We start from the raw sequence: 14761 nt of genomic DNA, 5'->3' as shown, positions 1-14761 counted from the left end.
TGCCTTTCAAGATGTTGGACTCTCTGATTTATGGTTTAGCGGACAGTAATAAAAGGCAATTCAAAAAATACCGTCACGGGAACCGTTTACGATGAGAACGGCGAGCCGGTAATAGGGGCTACCGTCATGGAGAGGAACACCAATAACGGCGTGGTGACCGATATGGACGGACATTTTTCACTAAATGTCTCCGGCAGAAAACCCATACTCAAGATAAGCTATATCGGCTACTCTCCCACCGAGATAAAAGCGACACCCGGCGAGCCTCTGAAAATCATACTGAAAGGCTCTGGAGTAAATCTTGATGAAGTGGTTGTGACGGCTCTCGGTATAACGCGTGAACAGAAATCGCTCGGATATGCCGTGTCAAAAGTAAGCACCGAGGAACTGAACGGCAGTGTCAGCGGCAACTGGCTCAACAACCTCAACGGCAAGGTGGCAGGTCTGAGCACCACCGGTGGCGCGTCAGGCCCGACCGGCTCCATGCGTGTGGTGCTACGCGGCGACCAATCGCTCAACTACGGCTCCAACGAGGCTCTGTTCGTAGTGGATGGAGTGCCGGTATCATCGGGCGACGCGGGCACCGGGAGCGGAGGACTCAGCAATACCGATGCCACCATCGACTTCGGCAACGGGGCCTCCGAGATAAATCCAGAGGATGTGGAGTCGGTGTCGGTGCTGAAAGGACCGGCTGCTACAGCCCTCTACGGCTCTCGCGCCGCCAATGGCGCCATCGTCATTACCACAAAGAGCGGACGCGACACCAAAGGTTTAGGCGTGACCATCAACTCGTCGGTGACTTTCGAGAAAGCCATGCGATTTCCAAAATTCCAGAAAGTCTACGGCCCTGGCAACGACAACGGATATAACGAGTTTGCAGCCTGGAATTTCAAGAACACAACAGCCCCCGACGGCTTCGAGGGTGGAAGAAACGCATCGCGCTACGCCTACGGCGAGGCCTTCAGCTCCGACAAGCTGCGCAATCAATTCAATTCCTACAACTGGCTTACGGGGGAGTACACACTTACGCCATTTGAATATGCCGAGGACTGGTACAGCGGCATATACGAAACCGGCACCACCTACAAAAACAATGTGACCCTCAGCTCCAACAACGGAAAAGGCACTTCCGCGCGCCTTTCGATCACAGATACCCACAACTCATGGATCATGCCCAATACCGGCTATCAGAACCAGACCGTGTCGGCATCGTTCGCCACCAAAATGAACAAATGGATAAAGTTCAACGCTAAAGTCAACTATCTGCACAAAAGCAGCGACAATACCCCCATTACCGGCTACTCCTCCTCGGCACCTACCTATTACATCATGTGGGGACTCAATTCCAACTCCATGCGCCTCTACAAGGATGAATACTTCAGCGGACGCGTCAACGCGGCAAACTATGCCGGCAACTGCGTGGACGGTGAAGGCATGGTCAACTCGCTCGGCAACTCCCAGCCAGGCAACCCCTACCATCAGCTCTACGAGGCAACCAACTCTATCAACAAGGACCGCGTGTATGGCACCATGACGCTATCGATATCCTTCCCCGTAAAAGGCCTCTCGCTCGATTTGCGCGGCGGCACCGACATATCGGTCGATTTCCGTCAACAGAAAAAGCCGTTCTACTCTCCCGGCTACAAATCGGGATTCTACCGTGAGCAGAACAACCGCGACTCCGAGACCAATATCGACTTCCTCCTGAAATACGTAAACAACAAGATTGTGGGCAAGCGGTTGGGATTCAATGCGGCTTTCGGAGGCAACAACATGAGCCGGAGCGTGTTCCGCTCGCAGATCACGCTCGACAAGCTCGGCGAGCCGGGAGTCTACAACTCCACCAACACGCCCACCGGCGAGACTCCCAAGCCATATCAATGGCGCAGCAAGAAAGTCGTCAACAGCTTCTACGGATTTATCTCGACCTCCTGGGACGACACTTATTTCCTCGACCTCACAGCACGCAACGACTGGTCATCGACACTCGGCCGAGGCAACTGGTCTTTCTTTTACCCGAGCGTGAGCGCGAGCATACTTCTAGACAAAGCTCTTGGCATCGATGAGGCATTAGCGCAGATCAACATGGTCAAAGTGCGCGCCTCCTGGGCCAACGTGGGCAACGACACGTCGCCTTACCAGCTCACCGATTCCTACTCGGCATCCTCGACATATCCCGGAGGATATACCTACCCGACCAACTGCGCCAACTACTACATCAAGCCCGAAAATGTCGAGAGCTGGGAGGCAGGCATCGAGACCATGTTCTTCATGAACCGTCTGGGATTTGACGTGGCCTTCTACAACTCATCGACCACCAACCAGATCGTCAACGCGGTGACCGACCTCATGACAGGCGCTTCGGGCAAGAAGATGAACTGCGGCGAGATACGCAACCGTGGCATCGAGATCGCCCTGCATGCGGTGCCCGTGCGCACACGCGACTTCACATGGAGCATCGACGTGAACTGGAGCCGCAACTGGAACAAGCTCATCTCACTCGAGAACGGTTGGGATGCGCGCACCCCCTACGAACAGACCAAAAACCTCATGGGCAACTACGGACGCATACTTTCCTATCTCGGCGAGGAGATGAACATAATCTACGGTCGCGGATATGAACGCGCTCCCGAAGGAGCCACATACATCGATGCCAACGGCAATACCGTGAGCTGCGCGGGGATGAAGATCATCACCGAAAGCACTGGATATCCGGTACTTACCACAGATAACATCCGACTGGGCAAAGTAAACCCCACCTGGCGCGGAGGCCTCAGCACCACGCTTCGCTACCGCGACTTAACACTCGGGCTGAACTTCACGGCACAGATGGGAGGCCATACGTATTCATACACGAATGCCATACTCGCCTACCAGGGAAAACTCGAAAACTCGCTTCCGGGACGTAACGACGGCCTAGTGGTGAACGGTGTGAACGCGACCACCGATGCAAACGGCAACACCGTCTACAAGCTCAACACCACTCCCACCGAACAGATCAACAAATACTACACGACATATCTCGCCCGCGACAACGCCGAGGAAAACGTGTTCAAGACCGACTTCCTAAAATTGAAAGAGATGAGGCTCGACTACACGCTCCCCAGGAAGATATGCCGGAAACTTAAAGTCGTGCAAGGAGCAGCCATAGGCGCGTATGCCACCAACGTGTTCTGCATAAGCGACTTCCCCCAATTCGATCCGGAAGCGGGCACGATTGTAGGCACCAACATATACAGCGGCATCGAAATCGGCGCGTTGCCGATGACCCGCACCTACGGATTCAACATCAAACTTTCCTTCTAACCCGACCCAACCTAAATGAAAATCCTATCAACCATATCGCGACTGGCTATGATACCGATGGCCTCGGTCGTCATCGCCGGATGTACCCACGATTTCGTGGAAATCAACACCGACCCCAATAAGATGACAGTCGGCGACCTACAGCCTTACGGCATGTTCGAACCCCTACTCTACGGCATGGCCAACAACCAGACTTATTATTCCTACTACTGGAACGACGAGCTGGTACAATTCACCGCCGCTACGGCGCTTACTGCCCAGGAGCGTCATCGCTACAAGATCACAGAAGCGCAATGGGGATCGGTATGGAACAATTATGCCGGCAAAGGGCTTAACGCCAAGCATATGTACGATCTTGGCGTTAAGTTCGGCGAGAAAGGGTGTCAGGCGGTGGCCCTTACGCTCAAGGTGTATGCGCTCAGCAATCTTACCGACCTCTACGGCGACATCCCTTACAGCGAGGCCTACATGCAGTCCCAAGGAATCGACCGTCCGAAGTTCGACTCGCAGAAGCATGTCTATGAACAGATGTTTGCCGAACTCGAAGCCGCAAACGACCTCTATGCGTCGAAGCCCGACTTCTCGCGTCCGACCATCGACATAATGTACGGAGGCGACATGCAGATGTGGCGAAAATTCAACAATTCGCTATATCTGCGACTGCTGTGCCGCGTGAGCGGGCGCAGCGAGATGAATGCCGGCAATAAGATAGCCGACATTCTGGCTGATCCGTCAAAATATCCGGTTATGGTTTCCAATGCCGATAACGCCACCATACGCAACACGGGCAAGGATCCCTACTACGGTCGATTCCGCCCGATCGACATCACCAAGACCAATTTCACATCGGGAGCCTACAAGATTACGAAGCAATTCCTTAAAATGACCGTTATAGCTGATGGCAGCTCCTCCGAGCAGGATCCGCGTCTTACCACATGGGCGGCAAAATATGCCAACGGCGACGACTGGAAAGGAACCACCTCGGGATGCGAGCCTTCCGATGCCCAGATCGACACACAAGGCTGCGCACTGCTCAACTACGAGGTGCTCGTGCGAGACGAGGCACCCGACTTCCTGATGGACTATAGCGAGGTGCTGTTCATCCAGGCCGAAGCGGCATTGAAAGGATGGATAGCAGGGGGCGACACCAAGGCACGCTCCTACTACGAACAAGCCGTAAGGGCATCCTGCCAGAAATGGGCCGAACTTGAACAATTTTCTAAAATAAAGGCTCCGATCGATGACGATGCGATAGACAAACTTCTCCAAGGAAAACTTGCCGGATGGGACAACAACGCCGACAAGGAGAGACTCATAGCCGAACAGAAGTTTCTGTCGCTATTCTGGGTAGGCATGGAAGCTTTCCATGAACTGCGACGCACCTCCTGGCCGGAACTCACGATAGGCGAAGGGGCATTCTACAACGGCTGGCATCTGCCGCAGCGCCTGGGCTATCCGTCCACCTCCGTAGGGTCAAATCCCGACAATGTAAAAGCCGCACTTGAAAACATGGGCGGCGAAAACGACATGCTTACTCCGGTATGGTGGAGCTACAAGGCCATCCACGGCACATTCCGTGAAATCCGTCCCGCCAATGCCACCAATTAACCACAATATCACACATCAATACAATGACTAAAAGGAAACCATTCACATACATGGCAGCGGCTGTCACCGCGCTGACGTTCGCAAGCCTGCTGCTGTCGTCATGCAAGGATGACGACGACACTGTGCCGACCGACGAGCTATATTATAACCTGGAAATGGCCGACGGTTACCAGATACCCAGCGTAGGCATTGATCGCAGCTCGTTCGGGAAAGGGAAGAAAATCATCATCCGCAGTAACGGTCGATGGACCATAGAGTCTGCTTCCGAGAATTGCGATTGGATCAGGATGTATCCCATGGAGGGTGAAGAGGACGGATATATCCGCCTCTATGCCGATGAAAACACCCGTGCTGCCACTCGTACCGCCCAATTCAGGGTGACGGTCAACGGAGTGCCACAGCCCGACATGATCACGGTGGTGCAGAAAGCCGCGAAACCGTTCCTCAATATCAGTTCCAAGGCCTTGATATTCAAGCGTACGGGAGGAGAAATCAGGCTCGACATCAATGCCAACATCGACTGGGAATACCAAATCGAAGGGGTTGATGCGGCAAGCTTTACCGCAGAGTCCGACGGACATTCGGCAATCACGGTAAAGGCAACCGGCATAAACGAAAGCGGCTCCGACATATCGGCCACGCTGTCCATACGCAGCACCGGCTCCGACACGGATATAACCCATACCGTGACACTCACACAACTCTATGCGACGTTCTTCGACAATTTCAGCTGGGTGAAGAGCAATGCCGGAATCTTAGGATGGAAAATCGCCACCGGAGGCAAGGAGCAACGCATCGACACATGGACAGATGAAGAGAAAGAGCATGGATGGAGTTCACAATCGACATGGATATATTCGCGTACTGGATTCCTGAAGTTTGGAAAGGGAGGCTACGGGGGTGACCTCGCATCACCTCGCATCACCGAACTTGAGGGAGCCGCCAACGTCACTGTATCATGGTGCGCATTGGGATACACCACCGCAAAAGGAGTACGCGATGACATCGACTACTATTTCGTGGGCATACTCGGCGATGGCACGATTACCGGCACAAGCAACAACGGAGCCACGGGCGCTTCATTCCAATATAAGGGAGAGGACGGCGAGACAGTGACACTGAACGCCGCGCGATTCGAACTTGGCGACAAGGCTTGGCTCGATCCGACGATAGATCCCACGGCAACCGAGATATGGAACTATGAGACATCCAGGTTTTCAATCATCGTCGAGGGTTTTACCCCGCAATCACGTGTGGTGTACGTGACCGGCACGGGCGATATCGATAACAAGTATAAGAATACTAATTCGAAAAACTCACGACTTTTCCTTGACAACTTCAAGGTGGTAGAAAACTGAACTTCATTGCCATAAGTCACGGCGGTATGTCATCAATCCGACATACCGCCGTACTTGTACCCATACCCGGCGCCTATACGAACATCATCAATATGTTTAACAGCTTGCGCAGGTCGGCGAGGGCTTTGCCTATGTGGTACTGGACGGTGCGCGGGCTTATGTCGAGGCGTGCGGCTATCTCGGCATAGGTCATCTCGTCGTAGCGGCTCATCAGGAAGATGCGGCGGCGCAGTTCGGGCATGCGCTCTATGGCGAGATCAATCATGTCGACGAGCTCTTTGGTGGTGACATGGGCCGTGGCGTCGGCATCCTCCGGGGGTTCTTCTTCCATGCGGAGTTTAAGGTAGTTGCGCTCTACCCGGCGGTGACGGAACAGAGTCAGGATCTCGTTGCGGGTCATCTTGAACAGATAGGCTTTGAGCGACTCGATGTCGACAATCAGCTCGCGCCGCTCCCATAGTCGGCAGAACACGTTGTGGGTGATGTCCTCCGCCTCCTTTTCGTCGCCTGAAAACTGCAACGCGAAATCGCAGACCCTCGGGGAGTAGCGCACGTACAGCAGCCCGAGCGCACCGGAATCGCCGGCATGCACTCGTTCAAGCAGTTGCTCGTCGGAGGGGTCATTGGATTTTGTCTGCATCTCAGAACCGATTATGATGGAAATCTCCCGTCAGGAGATTTCCATCTCAAAGATAGGTAAATAAACCGTGTCCGACAAGCAAAAAAACGAGATTTTCGAGATTTTTCAGAAATTGACAGTTAATGCATATTTAATGGAAATTTATGAATTGCTGATTCTTTTACGTAACTTTGTCAATCGTGGAGTCAGGCGGTAATTTTGTTGGCATTCATGGACTTCATAAACCTTTTTTGGCAGGTACTTGCAAAAGTAACGCTATATTTATGGCAACAGCTTATGTTTTGAACCAATCTTATTTGATTTTTATGGGTAAACGGATTGTTTTTCTCGATTATGTAAGGGTATTCGCCTGCTTTTTGGTGATGCTCGTCCATGCAAGTGAAAATTTCTATGGAGCGCCCGGTTCTACCGATATGGCCGGTCCTCAGTCATTTTTGGCGAGCGAGTCGGATCGTTTGTGGGTGTCGCTTTATGACGGCTTCTCTCGTATGTCTGTGCCGTTGTTCATAATCGTGTCGGCCTTTCTGCTCGTCCCGATGAAGGAGGGGATGTCGGCGGTGGATTTCTATAAACGCAGAGCGGCGAGAATCATCCCGGCATTCCTGTTTTTCATGGTGGTATATTCGACGGTGCCTGCAGTGTGGAATCAGATCGACATGGAGACATCGGCCAGTGACCTGATGCGTATCCCGTTGAACTTCCCTACCTTAGCAGGACACCTGTGGTTCATGTATCCTTTGATAAGCCTATATCTGTTCATTCCTATGATATCTCCATGGCTTGCAAAGGTTAAACCGTCGGAGGAACGTCTGTTCATAGGCTTGTTCCTCATTTCGTCATGCATGCCGTATCTCGAACGTTTCTTCGGTGAGATATGGGGGCAGTGTTTCTGGAACGATTTCCATATGCTGTGGTATTTTTCGGGGTATTTGGGCTATATGGTCCTTGCGCATTACATACGCGTGCATCTCGACTGGTCGCGCTCAAAGAGGATGGTTACCGGGGCATTGTCACTGGCTGTGGGGGCTGCATGGACGATACTGTCGTTCTATCTCCAGGCCGTTCCGGGTGAGATTCATTCTACGCCGGTTCTGGAAATCGGGTGGTCTTTCTGTACGATCAATTGCGTTCTTCTCACTACCGGGGCTTTCCTGCTGTTTACGTGCATCGACAAGTCCGCAGCGCCTAAATGGGTGTTCGAACTGTCTGATTTGAGCTACGGCATGTATCTCGTGCATATCCTTTGGCTCGGGTTGTGTGTCAGCGTGTTTAAAGATCGTCTGGAGCTTCCTACCGGCATTGCGATTCCGGTCATCGCCTGCTCTACCTTCATTTGCAGCTTCCTGAGCACTAAACTGCTGTCGCTCCTGCCATTCAGCATATTCACTGCCGGCGTCAGGCGCGATGCCAAGAAACTCAAAGGGCGCAAGCCGGAGCCTCAACCCATGTGATGATGCGCGTTCTTGTGATGATATTTCGCTGGGAATTTGCAGGGTATGTTGATAAAAGTTAATTTTGCACTCCACGATTTTTCAAATAACAATCTATCAAACAATCTTCATTCTCACATTGTAATCCTACGTATGAATAAATCATTTATGCTGCGTGGTGTGGCTTTTGCCTGCGCCACTTTCATGTCGGTGTGTTCGTTGTGGGCCGAAGCTGTAAAGGTGGGAGATCTTTACTACGATCTTGACCCGACAGCTATGACTGCTACTGTGGCACGCCACGCCGACTATAAGTCTCTTACGAGCTTGGCTGTACCCGGCTCGGTCACGGTCGATGATGCCACATATGCGGTGAAGGCCGTGGCACAACAGGCATTTCAGGACTGCACGTCGCTGACAGACGTGTCATTTGATGACGGTGTTGAAAACATCGGCAAGTGGGCTTTCTACCGTTGCAGCGGCATAGTCACCCTCAATCTGCCATCGACGCTCACAAAAGTGCAGGACAGCGGTTTCTCCAAATGTACTTCCATCAAGGAACTTGTTCTTCCAGACAATCTTATCGAGATTGGCAGTTTTGGTTTCGGCACGTTGTCGAGTCTCACCACCCTTACTCTCCCGGCCAATATGCAGACTCTGAAGAATAATGCCTTCTCAAGTTGTTCTCAGCTTTCCGAAATCAACTTCAACAGTGGTATAACGACTGTGGAGGGGAATGCATTCGCTTACTGCGGGGTAAAATCTCTGAGAGTTCCGTCCAATCTGAAAGTAATCGGTGGGGCGGCTTTCAGCCATTGCTCCAATCTTGTGTCGGTAGAAATGGCTGAAGGTATCGAGGAAATCGGCGAGAGCGCTTTCTATGAGTGCAATGCTTTGGCATCCATCAATCTGCCGGCATCGCTGACGAAACTCGGAGACAATGCCCTTTATAATTGCAAGTCGCTGAAACAGGTTGATATTCCTGCCACTATCAAGGAGATTTCGGCTTATGCGTTCTACGGATGCGCGGGACTTGAGTCGGTAAAATGGCCCGAATCGGTAACCACCATAGGAAAGGCTACATTCTACCAGTGCACCGGACTCAAAGAGATTACGATTCCTTCCACGGTGTCGCAGATTGATGATATGGCTTTCCAGGAATGCACGAGCCTGTCATCGATAACACTCCCCGAAGGCATCACGACCATAAGCCATGGGGTGTTCAACAGCTGTACGTCGCTGGCAGCCATCAACATACCTTCAAGTGTGACCACCATCTCTGAAAATGCATTCCGCAATTCCGGTCTCAAGAATCTTGAGATACCGGCCTCTGTAACTGAAATCGGTGATGCTATTGTGGTTGGGTGTTCCGATCTGAGTGGGATTAATGTTTCTGCTGACAACGCTACATTTGCCTCTGTCGACGGCGTTTTGTTCGACAAGACCGTTACTCGTCTGGTGGCCTATCCGGGAGCAAAGAGTGGAGAATATGTCATGCCCGAATCCGTCACGGAAATCAATGGATGGTCGTTCATGGGCAACGACAATATCACTGCGATTACGTTCTCCCCGAAATTGCAGGAAATCGGCACCTCGGCATTCTATAATTGCGCCGGCCTCACCGCTCTTGATTTTCCGCAGTCATTGACTTCGATAGGAGCCAGCGCGTTCATGTACGCCTCTAATGTCGCATCGGTCAAGCTGCCTAATACCGATATATTTATCGGGAGCAATGCTTTCAGCGCCATAGGGGTGAAGTCCATGATTTTCCCGGCCACGATTACAAATATAGGTGTCGAAGAAAACCAGACATACTCGGTGATGACGATGTGCGGTTCCCTGCAATGGGTAAGCCTCCCATCCTCGCTTACGACATTCAGCCCTCTTGGACTGTATTGCTCCGCTCTTGGCACCATCTACAGCTTTGCTGTCACCCCTCCGGCCATTTCCGGTGAAAACCCTTCCACCGCGTCGATGGTCATCAAGGTGCCTAAAGGTTCGTCTGAGGCATATGCCCAGGCATGGGGCGCCCTGTATACCGGCGCTACATTTGAGGATGTGCTCCCCGGAGCTCCTGTCGTTAATGTTGACGGCAGTTCAGCAACTCTGAAATGGGAAGCATATTCCGACGACAATCTCGCAGCTCCATCCCGCTACACTGTGAAGCTCACCGACGGTACTGCCACAGTGTCGGACATCGAACTGACCGGCGAGCAGGCGGACGGCATCGCACACAGCCGGGAGTTCAAGGACCTCGCCGATGGCACATACACTTATGAGCTGAAAGGGTATGTGGATACGGGTGAGCTGACCATTGCCCATACCGGTTCTTTCGAGATAAAGACATCCGGCATTGACGGTATAGAGGATTCGATGGACCCGGTGATAGATACGAAGTACTTCGGACTCGACGGACGCGAGATAATCAATCCGGCCTCCGGCACTATATGCATCGTCAAGACCATGCATGCCGGTGGCATCGTCTCTACTTCCAAGAAGGTAATCAAGTAATATTACAGTAGCCCATATGCAATATGGCAGTACGCTGAACACTCATTTGGCGTACTGCCATTTTTATTGTACCTTTGCTTACATCAATACAACCGCGTATGGCAACCAATGGCAAAGTGAAGCCAAAGAAGGCTTTGGGTCAGCATTTCCTTACCGACGAGAATATAGCTCGCCGAATAGCCGACACACTCTCGTCCTACAAGGGGATGCCGGTGATAGAGGTAGGCCCCGGCATGGGGATGCTTACCAAATATCTTGTCGCCGACGGCCACGACGTGACCGTGGTGGAGATTGACGGAGAGAGCATAGCTTATCTGCGCGACAATTTCCCGGCGTTGCAGGGCGAGCGCATCATCGAGGGCGATTTCCTTGAGATGGATCTCGCCGAGGCGATGGGCGGTAAGGAATTCTGTGTGATAGGCAACTATCCTTACAACATATCGTCGCAGATATTCTTCAAGGTGCTCGACTACAAGGATATGATACCATGCTGTAGCGGGATGCTGCAGCGCGAGGTGGCCGAACGCCTGGCGGCTCCTCCCGGCACTAAAGCGCGAGGCATACTGAGCGTGCTTCTCCAGGCATGGTACGACGTGAAGTATCTGTTCACGGTCGACGAGCATGTGTTCAATCCACCGCCAAAGGTCAAGTCGGGAGTCATAATAATGACACGCAACGATGTCACCGACCTGGGATGCGACCCCCGTCTGTTCCGCACGATCGTAAAGACCGTTTTCGGGCAGCGCCGCAAGACGCTCCGCAACTCCATACGCGGAATCATGCCGCCCGGAGGCTCTCTGCCTGAGTCTCCGCTATGGGCGATGCGTCCCGAGCAGCTCTCGGTGGCCGATTTCATCACCCTCACAAACCTTGTAGCCGCCGTCAGGGCCGGCGATACCAATCTTTCAACGTCAATCCAACAGTGATGAAAGAACATACTCCGGAGTTTCTTGACAATCTCAAAGCCGTCATAGAGCGCCACGACGAGGTGGAGGCGCGCAAGGCCATCGCCGACCTGCACCCCGCCGACATCGCCGAGCTTTACCAGGACCTTGACCTTGATGAGGCCGAGTACCTCTACCGTCTGCTCGACGACGAGACCGCAGCCGACGTGCTGATGGAACTCGACGAGGATGACCGCCACAAGCTGCTCAGTGCCATGAGCAGCGAGGACATAGCCCGCCAGGTGATCGACCACCTCGACACCGATGACGCCGTAGACATAATCCAGGAGCTTGACGAGGAGGACCGCGACGAGATCCTTGCCCACATTGACGACGTGGAGCAGGCGGGCGACATCATAGACCTTCTGAAATATGACGAGGACACCGCGGGCGGCCTCATGGGCACCGAGATGATCGTGGTCAACGAGAACTGGTCGATGCCGCAGTGCATACAGGAGATGCGCCGGCAGGCTGAGAACCTCGATGAGATATACTATGTCTACGTTGTCGACAACGACTATCGTTTGCTCGGAGTGCTCCCGCTGAAAAAGATGCTCACACATCCGTCGGTGAGCAAGATCAAACATGTGATGGAGACCGACCCGGTGGCTGTAAAGACCGACACTCCCATCGACGATCTTACCCTCGACTTTGAGAAATACGACCTTGTGGCAATGCCCGTGGTCGACTCTATCGGGCGTCTGGTGGGGCAGATCACCGTCGACGACGTTATGGACGAGGCACGCGAACAGAGCGAACGCGACTACCAGCTGGCATCGGGTCTGTCGGGCGACGTCGAGAGCGACGACACAATGTTCGCCCAGACCAAGGCACGACTGCCATGGCTCATCATAGGCATGCTCGGCGGCATAGGCAACTCTTTGATTCTCGGTAATTTCGAGGGCGCGTTCTCCGTCAATCCGGCGATGGCGCTATTTATCCCGCTTATCGGAGGTACGGGCGGCAACGTGGGCATACAGTCATCTGCCATCATCGTGCAGGGCCTCGCCAACGGCTCGCTCGACGTGAAGTCGTCGGCAAAACAGATCATGAAGGAGCTTGGCGTGGGCCTGCTCAACGCCTGCATCATATCGTTGCTGGTGTTTGTCTACAATATGTTCGCTCTCGGGCCTACGCAGGTGACCACGATAGCAGTGTCGCTTTCGCTGTTCGCCGTCGTGGTGTTCGCCTCGGTGTTCGGCACGTTCGTTCCCTTGACGCTTGAGAAATTCAAGATCGACCCCGCGCTTGCCACCGGGCCGTTCATCTCCATCACCAACGACATCATAGGTATGGTCATCTACATGCTCATTTGCTCCTCCATGCTGGCCACGTTCGGCACCAATATATGAGCAAATCCTTTAGGGAATGCGTTATAACTATGCCTTGGCTTTAAAGAACAATATTAATCAACTCTATACAACTTAAATATGGAAAAAATCGAACCCGGGAAATATGTCGAGATGGTCTATGACCTCTATGTCGTCGAACCCGACGGAGAGCAACTTGTGCATAAAGTGGAGGCCGACAGCCCCGAGCGCATTGTGTTCGGAGTGACAAAAGGCGTTATAGTCCCTCTTGAAAAGGCCATCGAAGGATTGCAGAAAGGTGACGCATTCGACGTGAAGGTCAGTGCAGCCGACGGCTTCGGACCTCATGATCCGGAGCAGGTGGCACACCTTGAGAAGAGCCTGTTCGAGGTTGACGGCAAGTTTGACGACGAGTATGTGACCGTGGGCAACTATATCCCTATGATGACCGCCGAAGGCTATCGCATCAACGGCAAGGTGCTTGAAATAACCGACAAGGAAGTGGTGATGGATTTCAACCATCCCCTGGCCGGGAAAGACGTTCGCTTCCATGGCACTATTGCCGAAGTGCATGAAGCCACTCCCGAGGAGCTGCACCCGGCCCATGGTTGCGGCGGTTGCTCCGGCTGCGGTTCCGACGAGGGCGGTGAATGCGGCTGCAACGATGGTTCCTGCGGGGGCTGCCACTGATTCAGGCCCGACAGTTTATTAAGGGCAATAAGGGGGCGTTTAGATCATACCCTTATTGTCCTTAATCTCCCTAATCTCCTTACATGTCCTTAAACTCATGAAACCCAAGCTTGTCATCTCCACCGGTGCCGGCATGAGCGCTGAAAGCGGCATCTCCACTTTCCGCGACGCAGGCGGCTTGTGGGAAAAATATCCAGTTATGCAGGTGGCCAGCGCCGACGGCTTCGCCGCCAATCCCGCGCTCGTCCACGAGTTTTACAACGCACGCCGCCACGACCTGCTCAAGGCGCAGCCTAATGCCGGTCATCTCGGTCTGGTCGACCTCGAGAAGTGGTATGACGTGTATTTAATCACACAGAATGTCGACGACCTCCACGAGCGTGCCGGAAGCAGCCATGTGCTACATCTCCATGGCGAGCTTATGAAGGTGCGCGCCATCGACGATGACACGAAGGTCTATACCCTGCGTCCGGAGGCTCTCGACACCACGCCCGATACCGTCATCGACGGCCACCGCGTGCGTCCACACATAGTGTTTTTCCAGGAGGCCGTGCCCAACATTGAGCCGGCCATACAGCTCGTCAGCGAAGCCGACGTGTTCGTCGTGATAGGCACGTCGCTCAACGTCTACCCCGCCGCCGGACTCCTCCACTATGTGCGTCCCGGCGTGCCGGTCTACTACATCGACCCCCATCCCGCAGCCGTCCCCTCCCGCGTCACCGTCATCCCCCTCCCCGCCACCCAGGGCGTCGCCCGCCTCTCCACCCTCCTCAATCCCCATTTCTCTCCTGATAAGGACTAACAAATCGAAACTTCATGCCGCGATGTCGGTCATATGACAGTGAAGCGCTTGGACCAGTGCTTCACTGTTTTTACACGCTTGGACGTCAAGGTTAAAAATTATTACTGTCCGCTAAACTTTAGAGGGCGATTGAAAAATAGGACCGACTCCTGCAAATGGAATCGG

At 53.3% G+C, this 14761-nt stretch carries 10 protein-coding genes; 9 read left to right on the top strand and 1 reads right to left on the bottom strand.

Translation table 11 applies throughout. The features are described from left to right. The first annotated feature begins 48 nt into the window (after window positions 1-48). From QZ303_RS09750 to QZ303_RS09740, 3 genes are read left to right on the top strand one after another with little or no spacing between them, the layout of a single operon-like run. On the top strand, window positions 49-3306 hold the full coding sequence (locus tag QZ303_RS09750) for a SusC/RagA family TonB-linked outer membrane protein (RefSeq protein WP_295732231.1): 3258 nt from the start codon (window positions 49-51) through the stop codon (window positions 3304-3306). 15 nt (window positions 3307-3321) lie between these two features. Further along, window positions 3322-4914 (top strand): SusD/RagB family nutrient-binding outer membrane lipoprotein, encoded by a 1593-nt coding sequence (locus tag QZ303_RS09745; protein ID WP_295732229.1) that lies wholly within the window; start codon window positions 3322-3324, stop codon window positions 4912-4914. 23 nt (window positions 4915-4937) lie between these two features. Continuing rightward, a complete protein-coding gene (locus QZ303_RS09740) occupies window positions 4938-6272 on the top strand; it encodes a BACON domain-containing carbohydrate-binding protein (RefSeq protein ID WP_295732227.1) in 1335 nt (444 codons plus the stop codon). Between the two features lie 73 nt (window positions 6273-6345). Here QZ303_RS09740 and QZ303_RS09735 read toward each other — a convergent pair whose 3' ends face one another. Next, window positions 6346-6912 (bottom strand): RNA polymerase sigma-70 factor, encoded by a 567-nt coding sequence (locus tag QZ303_RS09735; RefSeq protein WP_295732225.1) that lies wholly within the window; start codon window positions 6910-6912, stop codon window positions 6346-6348. Between the two features lie 305 nt (window positions 6913-7217). Here QZ303_RS09735 and QZ303_RS09730 point away from each other — a divergent pair, with 305 nt between their 5' ends. The 6 genes from QZ303_RS09730 to QZ303_RS09705 all read left to right on the top strand — a co-directional run bounded on the left by QZ303_RS09730 (window position 7218) and on the right by QZ303_RS09705 (window position 14596). Further along, window positions 7218-8363 (top strand): acyltransferase, encoded by a 1146-nt coding sequence (locus QZ303_RS09730; protein WP_295732223.1) that lies wholly within the window; start codon window positions 7218-7220, stop codon window positions 8361-8363. 132 nt (window positions 8364-8495) lie between these two features. Beyond that, window positions 8496-10850, top strand: a complete 2355-nt coding sequence (locus tag QZ303_RS09725; protein ID WP_295732221.1) for a leucine-rich repeat domain-containing protein — start codon at window positions 8496-8498, stop codon at window positions 10848-10850. Between the two features lie 98 nt (window positions 10851-10948). Further along, window positions 10949-11776, top strand: a complete 828-nt coding sequence (gene rsmA / locus QZ303_RS09720) for a 16S rRNA (adenine(1518)-N(6)/adenine(1519)-N(6))-dimethyltransferase RsmA (RefSeq protein WP_295732218.1) — start codon at window positions 10949-10951, stop codon at window positions 11774-11776. Then, window positions 11776-13146: a magnesium transporter gene (gene mgtE, locus QZ303_RS09715; protein WP_295732215.1), complete on the top strand. Its 1371-nt coding sequence runs from the start codon at window positions 11776-11778 to the stop codon at window positions 13144-13146. The genes rsmA and mgtE overlap by 1 nt, the downstream gene beginning before the upstream one ends. Before the next feature lie 78 nt (window positions 13147-13224). Then, window positions 13225-13794 carry an FKBP-type peptidyl-prolyl cis-trans isomerase gene (locus QZ303_RS09710; protein WP_295732212.1) on the top strand — a complete coding sequence of 190 codons (570 nt, stop codon included), beginning with the start codon at window positions 13225-13227 and terminating at the stop codon, window positions 13792-13794. A gap of 97 nt (window positions 13795-13891) precedes the next feature. Further along, window positions 13892-14596 carry a Sir2 family NAD-dependent protein deacetylase gene (locus QZ303_RS09705; protein ID WP_295732210.1) on the top strand — a complete coding sequence of 235 codons (705 nt, stop codon included), beginning with the start codon at window positions 13892-13894 and terminating at the stop codon, window positions 14594-14596. The last annotated feature ends 165 nt before the right edge of the window (window positions 14597-14761 follow it).

The organism is uncultured Muribaculum sp. (genome assembly GCF_910583865.1).
GTDB lineage: Bacteria > Bacteroidota > Bacteroidia > Bacteroidales > Muribaculaceae > Muribaculum.
The sequence above is the reverse complement of the archived record's forward strand: the minus strand, read 5'-3'. Positions and strand labels throughout refer to the sequence as shown.